Annotated in this window: 17 protein-coding genes and 1 tRNA gene; 13 read left to right on the plus strand and 5 right to left on the minus strand. The window is 32.5% G+C overall.

The genetic code is table 11. The annotated features are described in order from the left end of the window. Positions 1-52 precede the first annotated feature (52 nt). The 5 genes from A9D35_RS11115 (at position 53) to A9D35_RS11135 (ending at position 6,230) form a co-directional block, all read left to right on the plus strand. A complete protein-coding gene (locus A9D35_RS11115; protein WP_066223003.1) occupies positions 53-1,933 on the plus strand; it encodes a M1 family metallopeptidase in 1,881 nt (626 codons plus the stop codon). Between the two features lie 227 nt (positions 1,934-2,160). Next, complete coding sequence (locus tag A9D35_RS11120; protein WP_066223006.1) at positions 2,161-3,567, plus strand: nicotinate phosphoribosyltransferase; 1,407 nt, start codon at positions 2,161-2,163, stop codon at positions 3,565-3,567. Beyond that, complete coding sequence (pncA, locus tag A9D35_RS11125; protein WP_066223009.1) at positions 3,567-4,172, plus strand: bifunctional nicotinamidase/pyrazinamidase; 606 nt, start codon at positions 3,567-3,569, stop codon at positions 4,170-4,172. Before A9D35_RS11120 ends, pncA begins: the two co-directional genes overlap by 1 nt. A 3-nt stretch (positions 4,173-4,175) precedes the next feature. Then, a complete protein-coding gene (gene rnpA / locus A9D35_RS11130) occupies positions 4,176-4,550 on the plus strand; it encodes a ribonuclease P protein component (protein ID WP_066223011.1) in 375 nt (124 codons plus the stop codon). Positions 4,551-4,592: 42 nt separating this feature from the next. Continuing rightward, positions 4,593-6,230 (plus strand): S41 family peptidase, encoded by a 1,638-nt coding sequence (locus A9D35_RS11135; protein ID WP_066223015.1) that lies wholly within the window; start codon positions 4,593-4,595, stop codon positions 6,228-6,230. A gap of 16 nt (positions 6,231-6,246) precedes the next feature. Here A9D35_RS11135 and A9D35_RS11140 read toward each other — a convergent pair whose 3' ends face one another. Genes A9D35_RS11140 through A9D35_RS11150 form a run of 3 tightly spaced genes read right to left on the minus strand, consistent with a single transcriptional unit; the run spans position 6,247 to position 8,042 of the window. Beyond that, positions 6,247-6,693 (minus strand): GNAT family N-acetyltransferase, encoded by a 447-nt coding sequence (locus A9D35_RS11140; protein WP_066223018.1) that lies wholly within the window; start codon positions 6,691-6,693, stop codon positions 6,247-6,249. A gap of 2 nt (positions 6,694-6,695) precedes the next feature. Further along, positions 6,696-7,607, minus strand: coding sequence for a cation diffusion facilitator family transporter (locus A9D35_RS11145; protein WP_066223021.1), 912 nt, complete (start codon positions 7,605-7,607; stop codon positions 6,696-6,698). Continuing rightward, the gene (locus A9D35_RS11150; RefSeq protein WP_066223025.1) at positions 7,608-8,042 is read right to left on the minus strand and encodes an RpiB/LacA/LacB family sugar-phosphate isomerase; all 435 of its coding nucleotides are present in this window, start codon (positions 8,040-8,042) and stop codon (positions 7,608-7,610) included. 733 nt (positions 8,043-8,775) lie between these two features. Here A9D35_RS11150 and rnr point away from each other — a divergent pair. The 3 genes from rnr to A9D35_RS11165 all read left to right on the plus strand — a co-directional run bounded on the left by rnr (position 8,776) and on the right by A9D35_RS11165 (position 12,409). After that, positions 8,776-10,989, plus strand: coding sequence for a ribonuclease R (gene rnr / locus A9D35_RS11155; RefSeq protein ID WP_066223027.1), 2,214 nt, complete (start codon positions 8,776-8,778; stop codon positions 10,987-10,989). Between the two features lie 147 nt (positions 10,990-11,136). Further along, on the plus strand, positions 11,137-11,685 hold the full coding sequence (locus A9D35_RS11160; protein WP_235817969.1) for a GIN domain-containing protein: 549 nt from the start codon (positions 11,137-11,139) through the stop codon (positions 11,683-11,685). A 43-nt stretch (positions 11,686-11,728) separates the two neighbouring features. Further along, complete coding sequence (locus tag A9D35_RS11165; RefSeq protein ID WP_066223030.1) at positions 11,729-12,409, plus strand: LysE family translocator; 681 nt, start codon at positions 11,729-11,731, stop codon at positions 12,407-12,409. A gap of 304 nt (positions 12,410-12,713) precedes the next feature. On the opposite strand, the gene A9D35_RS11170 is transcribed toward A9D35_RS11165, so the two are convergent. Beyond that, a tRNA-Cys gene (locus A9D35_RS11170) sits at positions 12,714-12,784 on the minus strand. A gap of 43 nt (positions 12,785-12,827) precedes the next feature. After that, the gene (gene folB / locus A9D35_RS11175) at positions 12,828-13,199 is read right to left on the minus strand and encodes a dihydroneopterin aldolase (protein ID WP_066223035.1); all 372 of its coding nucleotides are present in this window, start codon (positions 13,197-13,199) and stop codon (positions 12,828-12,830) included. 133 nt (positions 13,200-13,332) lie between these two features. On the opposite strand from folB, the gene A9D35_RS11180 reads away from it, so the two are divergent. The 5 genes from A9D35_RS11180 to A9D35_RS11200 all read left to right on the plus strand — a co-directional run bounded on the left by A9D35_RS11180 (position 13,333) and on the right by A9D35_RS11200 (position 18,650). Beyond that, positions 13,333-15,357, plus strand: a complete 2,025-nt coding sequence (locus A9D35_RS11180; RefSeq protein ID WP_066223038.1) for a glutamine--tRNA ligase/YqeY domain fusion protein — start codon at positions 13,333-13,335, stop codon at positions 15,355-15,357. Between the two features lie 103 nt (positions 15,358-15,460). Further along, positions 15,461-15,673, plus strand: coding sequence for a hypothetical protein (locus A9D35_RS11185; protein WP_066223041.1), 213 nt, complete (start codon positions 15,461-15,463; stop codon positions 15,671-15,673). 280 nt (positions 15,674-15,953) lie between these two features. Further along, entirely contained in the window at positions 15,954-17,612 is a 1,659-nt protein-coding gene (locus A9D35_RS11190; protein WP_066223044.1) for a sensor histidine kinase, read from the plus strand. Further along, positions 17,605-18,237: a response regulator gene (locus A9D35_RS11195; RefSeq protein ID WP_066223046.1), complete on the plus strand. Its 633-nt coding sequence runs from the start codon at positions 17,605-17,607 to the stop codon at positions 18,235-18,237. Before A9D35_RS11190 ends, A9D35_RS11195 begins: the two co-directional genes overlap by 8 nt. Positions 18,238-18,341: 104 nt before the next feature. Beyond that, on the plus strand, positions 18,342-18,650 hold the full coding sequence (locus A9D35_RS11200; RefSeq protein WP_066223048.1) for a hypothetical protein: 309 nt from the start codon (positions 18,342-18,344) through the stop codon (positions 18,648-18,650). The last annotated feature ends 36 nt before the right edge of the window (positions 18,651-18,686 follow it).

Raw genomic sequence — 18,686 nt, forward strand, 5'->3', positions numbered from 1 at the left:
CCTCATCAACCACAATTTGATGAGGTTTTTTATTTAAATACACCAATACCCTATGAAACATATCTTTTACGCAATATTCGCACTATTATTAGTCTTTACATCTTGTAAATCTTCAGGAACAGTTACGACTAAAGGGCATTCAAAATCGCATGCTAGCACAGACCCTACCTATTGGCAACAACATGTAGATTACACCATGACTATAGATATGGATGTGGAATCTTATCAATATAAAGGGGTTCAAAAATTGGTATATACTAACAATTCTCCCGATGTATTAACCAGTGTTTACTACCATCTATTTTTAAATGCTTTTCAACCAGGAAGCGAAATGGATGCACGTTTACAAAGTATTGATGATCCGGATGGCAGAATGATGGCTAACGGAAAAAGTAGAATTTCAACCTTAAAACCAGACGAAATTGGTTATATAAAAGTGAATTCGCTTAAACAAAACGGAAAAACAATTCCTTACGAAACGGTAGGAACTATTTTAGAAGTAAAATTACAAAACCCTATTCAACCAGGAGAAAAAGTAACTTTCGATATGGATTACGACGCACAAATTCCGCTTCAAATTCGTCGCTCTGGTAGAAATAATAAAGAAGGTGTTGCCTTATCTATGACACAATGGTACCCAAAATTAGCAGAATACGATTTCGAAGGTTGGCATGCAGACCCTTACATAGGAAGAGAATTTCATGGTGTTTGGGGGAATTTTGATGTCACTATTAATATTGATAAAAGCTACACTGTTGGAGGAACAGGTTACCTACAAAATCCTAACGATATTGGTCATGGTTACGAAACAGGAACGGTTAAAGAACCTAAAGGCGACAAACTTTCTTGGCATTTTGTAGCACCAGAGGTACACGATTTTACCTGGGCTGCAGATCCAGATTATCTTCACGATACTATGCAAGTTCCTAATGGTCCGTTACTTCATTTTTTCTATAAAAACAATCCAAATATTATAGAAAACTGGAAAAAGTTTCAACCTAAAGCAGTGGAATTAATGCAATATTTTAGCTCAGAAATAGGGCAGTATCCATATAAACAATATTCAATAATTCAAGGTGGCGATGGTGGTATGGAATATGCCATGTGTACTTTAATTACTGGCGAACGTAAGTTTGGTAGTTTAGTAGGCGTAACAGCTCACGAGATGGCACATACTTGGTTTCAGTTTTTATTAGCTTCAAACGAATCTAAACATGAGTGGATGGACGAAGGGTTTACAAGTTATATTAGCGACCAAGCCATGAATGTTATTATGAACGAAAAGAGAGAAAATCCATCCGAAAATGCCTATAACGGGTACTATTATCTCGTAAAATCTGGTAAAGAGCAACCACAAACTACCCATTCAGATCGCTATGCTCATAACTTCTCATATAGCGTTGCAGCTTACAATAAAGGAGAAGTGTTTTTAGCACAATTAGGCTATATTATTGGACAGGAAAATTTAAAGAAAACCCTTAAAAAATACTTTGTAGATTTTTCATTTAAACATCCAAGACCTATAGATATCATTCGCTCGGCAGAAAAAGTATCTGGGCTGGAATTAGATTGGTATTTAACCGATTGGACGCAAACAACAAACACCATAGATTACGGCATAAAATCTGTTACTGCAGATGCGAACACTACAAAAGTAACTTTAGAACGTATAGGATTAATGCCAATGCCTTTAGATATTGAAGTAACTTATGCTAATGGTAGCAAAGAGCAATTCTATATTCCGTTACAAATGATGCGTGGCGAAAAGCCTGAAACAGCGCCAAGAACACTATTAAAAGATTGGGCTTGGGCGTATCCTACCTATACATTTACGATTAATAAATCTAAGAGTGAGATTAAAGAAATTATCATCGATCCTAAAGAATTAATGGCCGATATCGATAAAAACAATAACAGTTTTAATCAAAATTAAATTCAGCCTTTTTATAATTAATAACGCATGTTTATACATTTGTAAAAAACATGCGTTATTTTTATATAAATTAATAGATAAACTGTTTTTTGTTATCAGTCATAAATGTTTCTCTAAATTGAATCGAGAACTCAATAAATAAGCATATTTATGTGATTCTAGATAATGATTCGAAATAATAACTATATCACCTTACAAAAAACAGCTACAAATAAAACCAGTTCAATATGAATTTAAATTCTGCTTTATATACCGATTTATATCAACTTGCCATGGGGCAATCCTATTATTTAAAAGGGAAACACGAAGTAACAGCCACCTTCGATTACTTTTTTAGAAAAACACCTTTTGAAGGCGGTTACGTGTTGTTTTGCGGTTTAGAAGAAGCTTTAGATTGGTTAGAAAATATTGCCTTTTCCGATGAAGATATTGCGTATTTAGAAGCTCAAAATTTTGATTCAAATTATTTAAACTATTTAAAAAACTTTAAGTTTACCGGCCATATTCAGAGTATGGAAGAGGGCGAAATTATTTTTCCTTTTAGTCCAATTTTAACCGTTACAGGATCTATTATAGAATGCCAAATCATTGAAACTTTTATATTAAATTGTCTTAACTTTCAATCCTTAATAGCCACAAAAGCAAGTCGAATTCGGTTTATTTCTGGACAAGAAAAAAGTTTAGCAGAATTTGGTTTACGTCGGGCACAAGGATTTGCTGGTCTTCAAGCATCGCGTTCTGCATACATAGGCGGGTTTAATTATACATCGAATGTATTGGCTGGAAAATTATACGATATTCCGGTGTCTGGAACTATGGCACATGCTTTTATACAAAGTTACGACGACGAGCTTACAGCATTTAGAGATTTTGCCGAAACACGCCCTGTAAATTGTGTATTATTAGTAGATACTTACGATACCTTAAAAAGTGGTGTCCCAAATGCCATTACAGTGGCAAAAGAAATGGAATCTCGAGGCGAAAAATTGCTTGGTATTCGTTTAGATAGTGGCGATTTAGCGTACCTATCTAAAGCGGCAAGAAAACAATTAGATCATGCCGGATTACAATATGTAAAAATTGCAGCTTCCAATCAGTTAGACGAACATGTTATTAGAAGTTTAAAAGAGCAACAGGCCCAAATAGATATTTATGGTGTAGGAACAAATTTGGTTGTAGGTAAAGAAAATGCTGCCTTAGACGGTGTTTATAAACTGTGTAGTTTTAACGATACTCCGCGAATTAAAATCTCAGAAAATTTAAAAAAGATGAATTTTCCGGGTAAAAAGCAAGTGTATCGTTATATGAATGAAGATGGGCAGTATGTTGCAGATGCTATTACTTTAGATCATTTAGAGGCTCCAATATCAATGGCCAATCCGTTTGAAACCCATAAACGTATGCCTTTAGACTTTAAGTCTGTGCGTCCGCTTTTACATGATGTTATGATTGATGGCAAACGTGTACATACAAAAAAATCTACTGCCGAGTTGGTTAAAATTGCAGCAGAAAATCTTTCAAAATTACCTGCCGAACATAAGCGTTTTGCAAATCCGCATGTGTATAAGGTAGGATTAAGTCCTGAGTTAGAACAGTTAAGAGATCAATTAAAAAAAGATAAATTAAAGTCGTAATGAGAGCATTAATTCTTGTCGATATCCAAAACGATTTTTTACCGGGAGGCTCTCTAGCAGTAGAGCAGGGAGACGAAATTATTACGTTGGTAAATAGTATACAATCTAAATTCGATCTTGTTGTAGCATCGCAAGATTGGCATCCCGAAAATCATTCTAGTTTTGCTAGTAATCATAAAAATAAAGAAGTTTTCGAAGTGATTAAATTAAACGGTCAAGATCAAGTATTATGGCCAAATCACTGTGTTCAAGGCACAGATGGTGCAGCGTTTTCTTCAGCTTTAAACACCGATAATGTTGCTGCTATTTTTAGAAAAGGGATGCATAAAAAAGTAGATAGTTACAGTGCTTTTTTCGATAATAATAAAACCCAACACACGGGCCTAGAAGCCTATTTAAAAAGTATGCAGGTAACCGATGTTTATGTGTGTGGTTTAGCTGCCGACTATTGTGTATATTTCACCGCAAAAGATGCACAAAATTTAGGATTTAAAACCTATTATATTACAGATGCAACACGTTATATTTCTGAAGTAGTGTATAACACTGCGCTTTTAGATTTAAAACAATTAGGTGTTACAATATTAAACAGTGCAGACATTTAATTTATGAAGCAAACTTACGGTAAAACTGAAAAATTAAAGAGTAAAATACTTATTGAAAAACTCTTTACAGAAGGAAAATCAGTATCTGCATACCCCTTGCGTTTGGTGTACTTAAAAACCGAATTAAACACAGATGTTTCGCTACAAACAGGTGTGTCTGTAAGTAAACGAAATTTTAAGTTGGCTGTAGACAGAATCCGTATAAAACGCCTATTACGAGAAGCTTACCGACTAAATAAAAACACGTATTTTAACAACATATCATCGCAATATGCGTTTATGATTTTGTATTTTGGTAAAGACATACCAAACTATGAATTTGTAGACAAGAAAGTAAAAAGCTTATTCGAAAAATTTACTAAAATTGAAAATTTATAGATTTTTTCTATTTTAAATAGAGGTTAAAAAGTCCATTTATATATGAAGACATTACTAAAAAAGAAAATTCTTATTCCTGCTTTGGCTGCTGTTGTGTTTGTTTCTACCACAGCCTTTCAAAATGATTTTTTCGAAATTGCCAAGCAAATAGAAATTTTTACGACGCTTTATAAAGAACTAAACATGAATTATGTCGACGAAACAAATCCGGCAGATTTAATGGATACGGCCATAAAAAGCATGTTAAAAGATTTGGATCCGTATACCACCTTTATGAACGAACAAGATGTAGAAGCCGCTAGAATTAATAATACTGGCGATTATATAGGTATTGGAGCACGTGTAAAGACGCTTAAAGATAAGTTGGTTATTGTAGAACCTTATAAAGATTATCCTGCCGATAAAGCAGGTTTAAAAGCCGGAGACGAAATTATAAAAATAGGTACGGTAGATTTAAGTACGTTTAAAGATGAAAAAGGCGATTTACTTAAAGGCTCGCCAGGAACGCAAGTAGAGGTTACTTATATGCGTCAAGGCAAAACCCAAACAGCCACTATAAATAGGGCAGAAGTAGAGATCAATGCCGTTCCATATTTTTCTATGATTAATGATGAAACCGGGTATATTGTGTTAACTCAATTTAATAGTAAAGCCTCTTCGCAAACCGCGTATGCTGTTAAAGATTTAAAGGCACAAGGTGCAAAAAATATAATTTTAGATTTAAGAGATAATCCAGGTGGATTATTAAGCGAAGCGGTTAATACGGTTAATATTTTTGTTCCGAAAGGGCAATTGGTAGTAACTACAAAATCGAAAGTAGAAAAATACAATAAAACCTATTACACCCAAAAAGATGCTTTAGATGTAGAAATTCCGGTTGTAGTTTTAATAAATGGTAGAAGTGCTTCGGCTAGTGAAATTGTTGCAGGAACCTTACAAGATTTAGATCGAGCCGTAGTTATTGGTTCTAGAAGTTTTGGAAAAGGTTTAGTACAAAGACCAAAACAACTTACCTACGGTACGCAATTAAAATTAACGATTTCTAGATATTACACACCGTCTGGTCGCTGTATTCAAGCCCTAGATTATTGGCATCGCGATGAAAAAGGAGAAGCCGTAAGACTCACCAAAAAAGATTATCACGAATTTAAAACCAAAAATGGTAGACCTGTATTTGATGGGGGTGGTGTTTTACCAGATGAAACGCTAGAAATCACAAAAAATTCAGCCATTACAGATGCTATTCTAAAAAACGATTTTATTTTCGATTATGCTACAACGTATTACTACAAACACCAAAATATAAAAGACGTAGATAAATTTAAACTCACAGATACCGATTTTCAGGATTTCAAAAAATACTTAAAAAGTAAAGATTTTAAATTTGAAACCGAAACCGAAAAAGCCTTAACTAAAGCCTTAGAATTTGCTAAAAAAGAAGGTTTAGATGATAATATAGAAAAAGATTATAACACACTTATTAACAACCTAAACACCTCAAAAATAAAGGGTATAGACGAAAATAAAGCTGAATTATCGAGTTTATTAACAGACGAAATTGTAAAACGTTACGCCTACAGAGAAGGCTTATACGATTTTTATAAAACACATAATCCAGAAATAAAACGCGCTACAGAAATTTTAAGTAATTCTACAACCTATAGCGGTTTTTTAAACTAAAATAAAGTAGTAAAACTTATTGTGTTCTAAGCATGGCAATATGCGGAATGCCGTCTTCTAAATAAGGTTCAGAATTTTTTATAAACCCTAAGTTATTATAAAAGGGTTCTAAATGCTTTTGTGCCGAAATTTTAATAACATCTTCGTTAAACTGGTCGCTTACAGCTTGTATAGAAGCATTCATAATATCGTAGCCGTATTTATGTGTACGTTCGGTTTCCTTAACAATTACGCGACCAATACTGGCTTTCTCAAAATAATCACCTGCCCTAAAAATGCGGGTGTAAGCCACTAATTGATTGTTTTTAAATCCTAACACATGAAGTGCTTTATTATCTTTGCCATCAATATCTTGATAAATACAGTCTTGTTCTACAACAAAAACTTCACTTCTCAATTGTAATAAGGCGTATAGTTCGTGAATATTAAGTTCGCTAAAATATTTTATGGTAATGCTTATCATTTTTAATCTTGAACTATAGTTTCTTTAGGATCTTCTTTATTAAATTCAGGTTGAATATTAACATGATTTATATTGAATTTATCATGTAAAACCGTTTCAATCTGAAACAAAATATCATTAAACTGGGTTAAGGTAATATTCTCTTTAAAATCTAAATGTGCTTCTAAATGCAATTCATCATCATTTAAATTCCAAATGTGTACATGGTGTAATTTATTTACTTTAGGAATATTATGAACCGCTCTTACTACATCTCTTACATTAATATGAGAAGGTGTAAACAGCATTATCATTTTTGTAGAGGTTTTTAATAAATCGTAACCTACCCAAATTAAGTACAATCCAATTAAAAAAGTAAGCACACTGTCTACCCAAAATACCTGAAAATATTTCATAAGCAAACCGCCTATTAATACGGCTACACTGGCCATCATATCTGTAAATAAATGGAGGTATGCACTGCGCATATTCAAGTTAGAGTTAGAATCTTTTTTTAATAAAAGCACACTAAATCCGTTAGCTAAAATACCTAAAATAGACAACCAAATAACAAGGCTAGATTCTATAACCTGCGGATGACTAAAGCGTTTAAAGGCTTCAATCATTAATAGAATGGCTATTATAATTAGGGTAGAAGCATTTACAAATGCAGCAAGAATTTCTGCTCTTTTATACCCAAATGTTTTATCTATAGATGCTTTTTGTCGGGATAAACGATTTGCAATATAACTGACTATTAATGAAATAACATCGGTAAAATTATGTAACGCATCGCTTAATAAAGATAAACTTCCCGAAACCAAACCACCAATAGCCTGTGCTAAAGTTATTAGTATGTTTAACAAAATAGAAATAATTAAATTTCTACCTTTTAACTGATGGTGGTTATGGTTATGGGCATCTGTAGCTGACATTTAGCAGGAAACAGGAATTTTATTTATACGATTTTGGTGACGACCACCTTGAAATGCTGTGCTTAAAAACGCATCAACCATTTCTATAACTTGTTCTACAGCCGTAAAACGTGCAGGAATACTTAATATGTTAGCATCGTTATGTTCTCTTGCTAAAACCGTAATTTCTTTAGTCCAACATAAAGCAGAACGCACAGCTTGATGTTTATTTGCTGTCATATTAGCACCATTACCGCTTCCGCAGATAATAATACCAAAATCTACTACCTTATTTGTAACATCTGTTGCAACGGGATGTACAAAATCTGGGTAATCTACACTATCTGAAGAATCTGTACCATAGTTATTAACAATGTATCCCTTTGCTTCTAAATGTTTTACAACAGCAAATTTGTATTGCGTCCCTGCGTGATCATTTCCGATTGAAATTTTCATAATATGCTTTAGCTATTTTTAATTAAATAATAATGAGAATTGAGTTCGATTTTTAACCGATGTAAAGGTACAAAATGATGGTTAATAAACTACCTAAACTCCTAATAATTACATGGTTTAACTAAAGCATTAAATTGCGAATAATTACGTTAAATACACGATTTATAAACGTTTACGTAATAATTGTTTATAAAAACAGAATTAGTATTAATTAATTGTTAATATCTATTAGTTACTTTTTGAAAGATAAATTTTTAAATCTCGGATATTTTTACAACCAAACTTTAAAGCATTCCATCCAAATATTTAATTCCTTTTTTTTAGAAAAGTTTTTAGACCAAATTCAACGACTGTAAACACGAATTTTTAAATTAATTATTAAATATTTTCTGTAAATTTTAGTTATTAACAATTGTTAATAGCGTATTTAAAGCAGTTCAAAATAAAGCGTTTAAACCCCTAATAAGATGTTTACTTCATAACAATAGAATGTAAACTACGTAGAATCAAAATAAAATCTAAAAAAGTTATACCGCTATTAACAGACTATAATAACAACCATTTATTTTTTTAAATTTTAAAAGAAAACTATTTATATATGTATATATGTGGATAACTGTTTTTGTAAACTAAATTGAAATTGTACTTTTAAAAGGAAATAGTTAAACTTCTTAATAAAGAAACATTGGTTTAGTTTTTAAAATGTAGCTTTGTTACTATACAAATGAAGATTATGACAAGAAAGCGAAAAAAGAAAGCTTCAAAAGGAATTTCTAATCTCTCCAAAACGATTTTAAATATTCTAAGAAAGGAACGTAATAAAACCTTTAATTACAAACAAATAGCTGCAATACTGGATGTAAACGATGCCAGTAGCAGAAACCAAATTATAAAAACACTTCAAAAATTATTAGCTAATAAAGAAATTGAAGAAGTAGAACGCGGTAAATTTAAAGCGGTTGTTAACACCGAATACCATACCGGAATTTTAGATTTAACCTCTAAAGGAGCGGGTTATGTAATTTCTGATGATTTTGATGATGATATTTATATTGCTTCAAATAATATAAATAAAGCTCTTAACGGCGACGAAGTAGAACTCTACGTATACAAACGTCGTAAACAGGGTAAATTAGAAGGCGAAATTACAAGTATTATTAAACGTGCTAAAACAGAGTATGTTGGTGTTATTCAGGTGAGTAAAAATTATGCCTTTGTAGTGGTAGATGGCAATAAAATGTATAAAGATATTTTTGTGCCTTCTAATAAAATTGGTGATGCAGAAGATGGTGATAAAGTATTAGTAAGTCTTGAAGATTGGCCAGATAAAGCCGATTCGCCTAACGGAAAAGTACTTAAGGTTTTAGGAAAACCAGGCGAACACAATACAGAAATTCATTCTATTTTAGCCGAATATGGCTTGCCTTACGAGTTTCCGCACGAAGTAGAAGAGTTTGCAAATAATATAGATACTTCGATTACAGAAGATGAAATAAAAAAGCGTCGCGACATGCGAAAGGTGTTAACCTTTACTATCGATCCTAAAGATGCAAAGGATTTTGATGATGCTTTATCTTTTGAAGTTTTAGAAAATGGAAATTTCGAAATCGGAATTCATATTGCCGATGTGTCGCATTACGTACAACCCGGAACCGTTTTAGATGATGAAGCTTACGAACGTGCAACTTCGGTGTATTTAGTAGATAGGGTAGTACCTATGCTTCCAGAAATTTTATCGAATAATGCCTGTTCTTTACGCCCAAATGAGGAAAAATATACGTTCTCGGCAGTTTTCGAATTAAATAATAAATCCCAAGTTATTAACCAATGGTTTGGTAGAACCGTAACGTATAGCGATGCACGTTTTGCTTACGAAGAAGCTCAGGCTATTATAGAAAATAATGCTGGAGGTGATAAATCCGAAATTAATACTTTAATTCCGCAAGAGGTTTCTCTTTCTGGAAGTGCTTACAATACCACTCCAGAAATTGCCCAAGCTGTTTTAAAATTAGACGAATTGGCTAAAATTATGCGTTCTAAACGTATGCGTTCGGGTGCTATTTCTTTTGATAAAGTAGAAGTTAAATTCGAATTAGATAAAGATAGTAATCCAGTAGGTGTATTTTTTAAAACATCTAAAGATGCCAATAAATTAATTGAAGAATTTATGTTACTAGCAAACAAAAAAGTAGCAGAATTTGTTGGTAAAATGAAACCTGAAAAAACGTTTATTTATCGTGTTCATGACGAGCCAGACGAAAGTAAATTATACGCGCTTCAAAATATAGTTTCTAAATTTGGTTATAAATTAAATTTTAAAGATCGAAAAACAACTTCGGCTTCTTTAAATAGTTTATTAACCGATGTGGTTGGAAAAAAAGAACAAAATTTAGTCGATACTTTAGCGATTAGAACCATGAGTAAGGCCGAGTATACCACAGATAATATTGGTCACTATGGTTTGGCTTTCGACTATTATAGTCATTTTACTTCACCAATTCGTCGCTATCCAGATGTCATGGCACATCGTTTGTTACAAATGTATTTAGATGGCGAAAAATCTGCTAATGAAGCGATTTACGAAGAAAAATGTAAACATTCCAGTAATATGGAATATTTAGCCACCAAGGCCGAACGCGATTCTATAAAATACATGCAGATTCGTTTCATGCAAGATCATGAAGATGAAGAATTTGTGGGTGTAATTTCTGGAGTAACCGACTGGGGAATTTATGTAGAAATCATTTCTAATAAATGCGAAGGTATGGTTAGAACTCGCGATATTAAAGGCGATTATTACGAGTTCGATGAGAGTCAGTATGCCATAATTGGTCGCGAAACCAAAACCATGTATCAACTTGGAGATGAAGTGGTTGTTAAAGTAAAAGAAACCGATTTGGTTAAAAAACATCTCGATTTTAATTTAATTGGAAAATATAACGGATAAATTTTAAATAGTAAATTAAATAATGAAGTACCTAGTAGTGCTGTTTGTAATGCTAACTGCGTTAGGAATACAAGCTCAAAATGTAATAGAAAAACGGTTGGAGATTTTAAAGAACTTAAAGTTTACGATTTAATTCAGGTAGAATTAATAAAATCCGATCACGCTAAAGTCGAAATTTCTGGTAATAATGCAGATCAAGTAGAAACCATTAATAAAAATGGAACTTTAAAAATACGCATGGCCTTAAATAATATTTTTAACGGCGACCAAACAAAAGTAAAAGTATATTACAATACTATTGAAATTATCGACGTAAATGAAGGTTCTTCGGTAAGCTCAGACGATGTGATTGAACAATTCGAAATTCAATTAAAAGCTCAGGAAGGTGCCAAAATAAATGTTCCAGTAAAGGTATCTTTTGCAGTAATAAAATCTGTTACAGGAGGAGCTATTACCACTACAGGTACCGCTAAACACGAACAAATTACTATTTATACCGGTGGGATTTATAATGGTGAAAATTTAGAATCAGAAAATTCTAAAGTTACCATTCATGCAGCGGGAGAAGCACATATTCGATCTACTAAAGTTTTAGACATAACCATACGTGCCGGAGGCGATGTTTATGTATACGGAAATCCAGAAACTGTTAACGAAAATAAAGTATTAGGCGGAAGAATTTTAAGAGTGGAATAATTTCGCTTAAGTTTTACTAAATTTGCGTTAGAGTTCGCTTTATATGTTAGAAGATGTTTTAAGGGCAATCCCATTCGGAATATTGTTATCCTTTACTATTGGTCCAGTGTTTTTTGTTTTACTGGAAACTAGTGCTACAAAGGGTTTTAAAAGCGCTCTTATTTTTGATTTAGGCGTTATTCTTGCCGATGCTTTATTTATTATCATCGCCTTTTATAGTACCAGTAGGTTATTAGACAAAATAAAGGACGACCCTAATTTCTTTATTTTCGGTGGAGTTTTACTAGTTGTTTACGGCTTAATTTCATTTTTAAAAACTCAAAAATCTTTTAGAGATATTGTTCGCGAATATCATAGAGTAGAAATTCAAAAGAATTATGGAAAGTTATTTGTTAAAGGTTTTTTACTGAATTTTATAAATATAGGTGTGCTTTTAGGCTGGCTAAGTTTTATCGTTATTGGTAATTCTATGACGGAAAATGAGTTTGGAGTTCATGTATTTTTAGCCACAATTTTAGCCGTATATTTTATAGTAGATATTTTTAAAATTCTAGCTGCTAAAGCATTAAGGAATAAATTGACTCCGCGTATTATTTTTAAAACCAAAAAAATAGTAGCATTAGTAATTTTAGGTTTTGGTGTTTTATTATTGGTTCAAGGTTTTTTTCCGAAAGAAAAAGAGCTTATAAAGGATAAATTAGAACAATATAATCCGTTAGATTAAAGATTACATTCTCATCAACCTAAACCAAATTTTGGTTCTCACAAAGATCCTTTTCAGATGAATTTTTAAAACTCAGATTTGTAATTCGAGTTATCGAAGCACATACTACACTTGAGTTTTTAAGCCTGCACAACTGCGTTTCAAATTCTTTAATACAAGTTTATTGTCAATGCGAGTTATCGTATTCCTAATCTATTTATTTGAAGATTTTAGATTACAATACATGCACTGCAGCAGCTATTGTCTAATTCCTAATAACTTATTAAAACAAAAAAACCTCCAAGTAAACTTGAAGGTTTTGAAGAGGCGTCGAGCGGATTCGAACCGCTGTACAAGGTTTTGCAGACCTCTGCCTAGCCACTCGGCCACGACGCCGTTATTAACGGAATGCAAATGTAAAAAAAATTAAGTTTTTACACTACATACTTTTACTTTTTCTTTTCTCGGTCATTTTAATGGTAACCATCTCTACATCGCCACCTATTGGAGGGTTCAATTTACTCACACTTACCGTCGCTTTTTCTATGTGTAAATTCTCTTTTAATATCCTAACTAATATACGTTTAGCTACCGTTTCTAACAGGTACGACGGAATTTTCATCTCCTCTCTTACAATCCTATTTAGAAAAACATAATCCACTGTATCTTTAAGCTCATCAGACACTGCCGATGCTTGTAAATTGGCTTTAATTACTAAATCTACGCGGTAATCGCTTCCTATTTTAGTTTCTTCAGTTAAACAACCATGATTGGCGAAGATTCTAATGTTTTCTACTTTTATGGTTCCCATAAGCTTATAAATATTTGAATTTTGAGGGATTAAAACTTTCGATAAAATTAATCATTATCTCGTAGAATAATAGTAAGCAAGCGGATATTTCATTAATTTTGCACTTTATTTTTAATAGGTAGTTATAGCACTTATGTCTGAAGAAACAAAATCACTCAATTTTATTGAACATATTATAGAAAACGATTTAAAAAATGAAGTTACTCAAGATGAACTTCGTTTTCGTTTTCCACCAGAACCTAACGGATATTTACATATTGGTCATACCAAAGCTATTGGGATTAGTTTTGGATTAGGAGAGCGTTATAATGCGCCTGTTAATTTAAGATTCGATGATACTAATCCGGCTAAAGAAGAGCAGGAGTATGTAGATGCCATTAAAGAAGATGTATCTTGGTTAGGTTATACTTGGGATAAGGAAGTGTATTCTTCAGATTATTTTCAGCAATTACACGATTGGGCCGTACAACTTATAAAAGATGGAAAAGCGTATGTGGATTCGCAATCTTCTGAAGCTATGGCCGAACAAAAAGGAACTCCTACTCAACCTGGTATTGATGGACCTTATAGAAACAGAACGGTTGAAGAGAATTTAGATTTATTCAGCCGCATGAAAGCTGGAGAATTTAATGAAGGCGAACATGTTTTACGTGCTAAAATAGATATGGCACATGTAAATATGCTGATGCGCGATCCTATTATGTATCGTATTTTAAAGAAATCGCATCACCGTACAGGAGACGATTGGTGTATTTACCCTATGTACGATTGGACTCATGGCGAGAGCGATTATTTAGAGCAAGTATCACATTCTTTATGCTCGTTAGAATTTAAACCGCATAGAGAGCTTTACGATTGGTTTTTAGATCAACTGGTAGAAGCCGATAAAATCCGTCCAAAACAACGCGAATTTGCCCGTTTAAACCTAAGCTATACCATAATGAGTAAACGTAAGTTACTTAAATTGGTAGAAGATGGTGTGGTTTCCGGTTGGGACGATCCGCGTATGCCTACCATTTCTGGCTTACGTCGTCGTGGTTACACACCAGCAGCAATTAGAAAATTTGTTGAAACCGTTGGTGTTGCTAAACGTGATAACATGATAGATGTATCGCTTTTAGAATTTTGTATTCGCGAAGATTTAAATAAAACGGCGCCTCGAGTTATGGCTGTTTTAGATCCTATTAAACTAGTTATTTCTAATTATCCAGAAGATAAAGAAGAATGGTTAGAAGCCGAAAATAATCAGGAAGATGACAGTGCTGGATTTAGACAAGTACCTTTTTCGCGTGAATTATATATAGAACGCGATGATTTTAAGGAACAAGCAAATAGTAAATATTTCCGATTAAGTTTAGGAAAAGAAGTGCGTTTAAAAAATGCATATATCATAAAAGGGGAAAGTGTTGTAAAAGACGAAAACGGGAATATTACAGAAATTCATGCAACTTACGATCCCGATACTTTAAGTGGAAGCGGAACAGAAGCCAGCTTACGAAAAGTTAAAGGAACCTTACATTGGGTGTCTATTAAACATGCTGTAAAGGCAGAAGTTAGAGAATACGATAGGTTGTTTATGGATGAAACTCCAGATAGCCATCCGGATAAAGATTTTATGGAATTTATAAATCCTGATTCTTTAAAAATTATTACTGCTTTTGTTGAGCCAAGTTTAAAGGAAGCTAAAGTAGGAGAGCGTTTTCAGTTTCAACGTTTAGGCTATTTTAATGTAGATAAAGAATCGACTCCAGAGGCCTTAATTTTTAATAAAACGGTAGGACTACGCGATTCTTGGGTTAAAGAAAAGCCTAAAACAGAAGCAAATACAAATCAGAATAAACAAAAACAAAATCAGCCACAACGAAAAGCTATAGATGTTATTCAGCAATTAGGTAAAAAATATACCAATTTACCAGAAGCTAAACAAGAAAAAGTAAAGGCCGAAATTTTAGATTTAGCCAAGCAAGTGTCTTACGACGAATTAGAGCCTTTATTTGGCACTGCAGCTAAAAAAGTAGGAACACGTATCGCCGCGATGTTAACCTTGCGTGTATTGCTTGAAAATGGCTTAGAGCGTAATACAGCTATAAATGATTTTATAGAAAAAGGTTTAGAAGATGCAAATGCCTTATTAGTAGAGACTGCAAATACGATTTAAAGATTACTATTTTTATAATTTATAAACCCTTTTAACGCTGTTTTAAGGGTTTATTTTTTTTATAATGACTACATTTAAAGTAACTTATGAAAAATTAAAGATTATGAAGACACAAGCACAATTACTTAAAGAAATTTCGGAAGTGGTTTGGACGATGGAAAGTGATTACCCAGAAGTGTACCAGTATCTTGATGAAAACCCAATAACAATTCCAAATTTTGAAAACCCTAAAATTTCGACTAAAGAACTTGAAAATTATCTGGAAACTTTACATAATATCATAAATAAATATAAAGAAGAGAAGGGATTAACATAAAGGGGTATTCACAACATTACATCCTAAAATCATGTTCTACATTTTAAAAATATACAACTCGAAATCTCCTGCTATTCTATAAGAAAGCATAGAAAAAGTGTTTTAATCGTCTCCTTTTTTTAGATGAGCTTAAGTTCCAATACTCCGATTAAACTTCAATCTTAAACTTTATAACCTCTTCATATTAAATTTAGAGGTTATTTTTTCACTAATATTTTGCGTTGTTTTAGTTTTTACTACCTTGTTAGTACGAAATTGTTTTACTCATTTAAACGTATTCATGCATTTAAGAACGCTGATATTAATTATTATAAATAGCCTTATTTTTTTGGTTATTCTAATGCTTTCCATCACTTTTTACAATCAGTTTTCAAAGGTTCTAGACGATAGAATATTACTGCAATTGAATTCTATTAAAACCTTAAAACAGATTCAGGTTGAAAACTTAATTAATACCGAGTGGCAGTATTTTTTAAATGATGAAAGTCAAGAATCTCATCCAGATCTTTCACAATTTGATCTTCCCGAAGCTCTACTTCAAACTACAGGTATTTACGATTTTACTAGCTATAATAAAAATAAGCGTAGTGCCATTGGATTTGTTTTGCATCGCGATGGAAAAACAAGAGTAGCGCTAATGAATCATCAAAAGATTAAAAATATTTTATTAGAGCGTGCCGGAATGGGGGAGAGTGGAGAATCGTATTTGGTTGGCGAAGATTTTACAATGCGATCGCAATCTCGCTTTTATCCAGAAAAAATACCTGCTACTATTACGGTTAAAACAGAAGGTGTTTTAGACGGCTTTTTAGGACAAGATGGACGCGGTGTTTTTCAGGATTATCGTGGTGTAGAAGTTTTTAGTGTGTATAGTCTTATAAGCATTTCTAAATTAAAACTCGTTATTCTATCAGAAATAGATATTAGCGAGGTTATGGCACCCTTAAAACAATTAAAAATAAGGTTATTGGGACTCATTATTTTAATAATGATTATTGCTATTATATTATCTATTTTTCTCACAAACATTATTACCAAACCAATAAATAATATGCGTAGAAGCCTTAACGTTATGGCGGCAGGCGATTATAGTCAAATAAATAAAATAGATAAAAGTTCTTATGAAATAAATGAAATGTTTGAAGCTTTAGATTTATTAAAAAAATCGTTACAAGGGGCTGTAACATATTCTAAAGAACTAGGTAAAATGAATTTAAACACGCACTATACACCTAAAGGAGAAAATGATGTTTTAGGTAAAAGTCTTATAAAAATGCGTGATAAACTGATTGAGTTTAGAAACAAAGAAAATGTAAATAGAATACACACCAAACGGCAATTGGTAGATGGTCTGGAAAACGAAAGGCACCGGTTATCGCGGGAATTACACGATGGTATTGGGCCGTTATTAACATCGTTAAAGTTTTATGTAGAAAATAAAGTTGAAGATAAAACGAAGAAGCAGGACATGATTAAAATTATAGATGGAACGATTTCCGAAATTCGTTTAATGTCTAATGCCTTAATGCCTTCAACTTTAGAAGATTTCGGAATAGGTGTGGCTTTAACCACCTTTGTTAACAATATAAAAAACACCTCTGGAATTTCTATAGTTTTTGAAGATTTAACTTCCGAAAATGAAAGTAAAATCACTAAAAATCAAGCCATAAATCTATTCAGAATTGGTCAAGAATTGGTAAATAATGCTTTAAAACATGCCCAAGCTGAAACGATTAGAATTTCCTTATCGGAATTTGACGATTTTATTTCTTTATTTTATTTTGATGATGGCGTAGGATTCGATTTAAAACACGTAAAACTAGGCTCCGGAATTATTAATATTAAAGAGCGCGTAGAGATGTGTAATGGGCACATACAAATACACTCTAAACCAAGAAATACCACAGTAGAAATTGAATTACCTATAGAACATGAATAAAATAAAAGTTATTATAGCAGACGACCACGAATTGTTTAGAAACGGTTTAAAGGAACTACTAATAAAACACGACGATATAGAAGTTGCTGCCATGGTAGGAGATGGGGTTCAGTTTATGGAAACTATAGAAGCTATTACAGATGCCAATATTGTTTTACTGGATCTTACCATGCCAAATATGGATGGTTTTGAAGTTTTAAAACGATTAAAAGATAAGCATGCTTCTATAAAACCAATTGTAATATCTATGCATAATGATGGCAATTATATTGCAAAAAGTGCTAAAGCTGGGGCGTATGGATATTTATTAAAAAATACAGATGAGGAGGAGTTAATTCAGGTAATTAGAACAGTAAGTAGGGACAAAAAATACTTTAGTCCGAGTATTTCAGAAAAGATGATTAATTTTATGTCTGAACACAATGTAAGTGAAAACATTTTATCTAATAAGGAAAAGGAAGTTTTAGAGCTTATTTCTCAAGGACTTACCACCAAAGATATTGCGGCAAAATTGTTTGTGAGTACTCGTACAATTGAAACCCATCGCGCTAATATTTTAAAGAAACTTGAAGTAAAAAATACAGCCGAATTAATTAAAAAAGCAACCCAAATAAATTTAATTTAGTAAGAGCATCCGTATTTATACGGATAGAGATTACGTGGTTTTTGTGAACTGCAAACACATGATATCGAATGTAACTTTGTATAGAACAATTAAACATAGATATTATGAAACATATAACCTTAATTTTAGCTTTAGTACTAGCATCTACTACAGCAGCTTTTGCTCAAGACAGAAGTGAATTAAAAGGACCAGAATATAAAAATTACAAACCTTGGCAACATGAAACGACGCCGAAGTTAATTTATAATGTAACAGAAAAGGAACAGTTAAAAAGTCCTGATTATAAAAATCAGAAACCTTGGCAAGACACTACAGAAACTGCAGTTGTAGAAATTACTGTAGGATCTGAACGTTCTAAACTGAGAGGACCAGCTTATAAAAATTATAAGCCTTGGAACAATAAAAATCAGTAGTCTGTTATAATCTTACTATTTTTTTTTAAATACTTT

Source organism: Formosa haliotis (genome assembly GCF_001685485.1).
GTDB classification, from domain to species: domain Bacteria; phylum Bacteroidota; class Bacteroidia; order Flavobacteriales; family Flavobacteriaceae; genus Formosa; species Formosa haliotis.

What these genes read in the sequence shown, in the direction of transcription:
- A9D35_RS11195 (WP_066223046.1), top strand. Translation starts at nt 17,605, where the DNA reads ATGAATAAAATAAAAGTTATTATAGCAGACGACCACGAATTGTTTAGA.
- A9D35_RS11140 (WP_066223018.1), bottom strand. Translation starts at nt 6,693, where the DNA reads ATGATAAGCATTACCATAAAATATTTTAGCGAACTTAATATTCACGAA.
- rnpA (WP_066223011.1), top strand. Translation starts at nt 4,176, where the DNA reads ATGAAGCAAACTTACGGTAAAACTGAAAAATTAAAGAGTAAAATACTT.
- A9D35_RS11135 (WP_066223015.1), top strand. Translation starts at nt 4,593, where the DNA reads ATGAAGACATTACTAAAAAAGAAAATTCTTATTCCTGCTTTGGCTGCT.
- A9D35_RS11200 (WP_066223048.1), top strand. Translation starts at nt 18,342, where the DNA reads ATGAAACATATAACCTTAATTTTAGCTTTAGTACTAGCATCTACTACA.
- A9D35_RS11185 (WP_066223041.1), top strand. Translation starts at nt 15,461, where the DNA reads ATGAAGACACAAGCACAATTACTTAAAGAAATTTCGGAAGTGGTTTGG.
- pncA (WP_066223009.1), top strand. Translation starts at nt 3,567, where the DNA reads ATGAGAGCATTAATTCTTGTCGATATCCAAAACGATTTTTTACCGGGA.
- A9D35_RS11180 (WP_066223038.1), top strand. Translation starts at nt 13,333, where the DNA reads ATGTCTGAAGAAACAAAATCACTCAATTTTATTGAACATATTATAGAA.
- folB (WP_066223035.1), bottom strand. Translation starts at nt 13,199, where the DNA reads ATGGGAACCATAAAAGTAGAAAACATTAGAATCTTCGCCAATCATGGT.
- A9D35_RS11150 (WP_066223025.1), bottom strand. Translation starts at nt 8,042, where the DNA reads ATGAAAATTTCAATCGGAAATGATCACGCAGGGACGCAATACAAATTT.
- A9D35_RS11145 (WP_066223021.1), bottom strand. Translation starts at nt 7,607, where the DNA reads ATGTCAGCTACAGATGCCCATAACCATAACCACCATCAGTTAAAAGGT.
- rnr (WP_066223027.1), top strand. Translation starts at nt 8,776, where the DNA reads ATGACAAGAAAGCGAAAAAAGAAAGCTTCAAAAGGAATTTCTAATCTC.
- A9D35_RS11165 (WP_066223030.1), top strand. Translation starts at nt 11,729, where the DNA reads ATGTTAGAAGATGTTTTAAGGGCAATCCCATTCGGAATATTGTTATCC.
- A9D35_RS11120 (WP_066223006.1), top strand. Translation starts at nt 2,161, where the DNA reads ATGAATTTAAATTCTGCTTTATATACCGATTTATATCAACTTGCCATG.
- A9D35_RS11190 (WP_066223044.1), top strand. Translation starts at nt 15,954, where the DNA reads ATGCATTTAAGAACGCTGATATTAATTATTATAAATAGCCTTATTTTT.
- A9D35_RS11115 (WP_066223003.1), top strand. Translation starts at nt 53, where the DNA reads ATGAAACATATCTTTTACGCAATATTCGCACTATTATTAGTCTTTACA.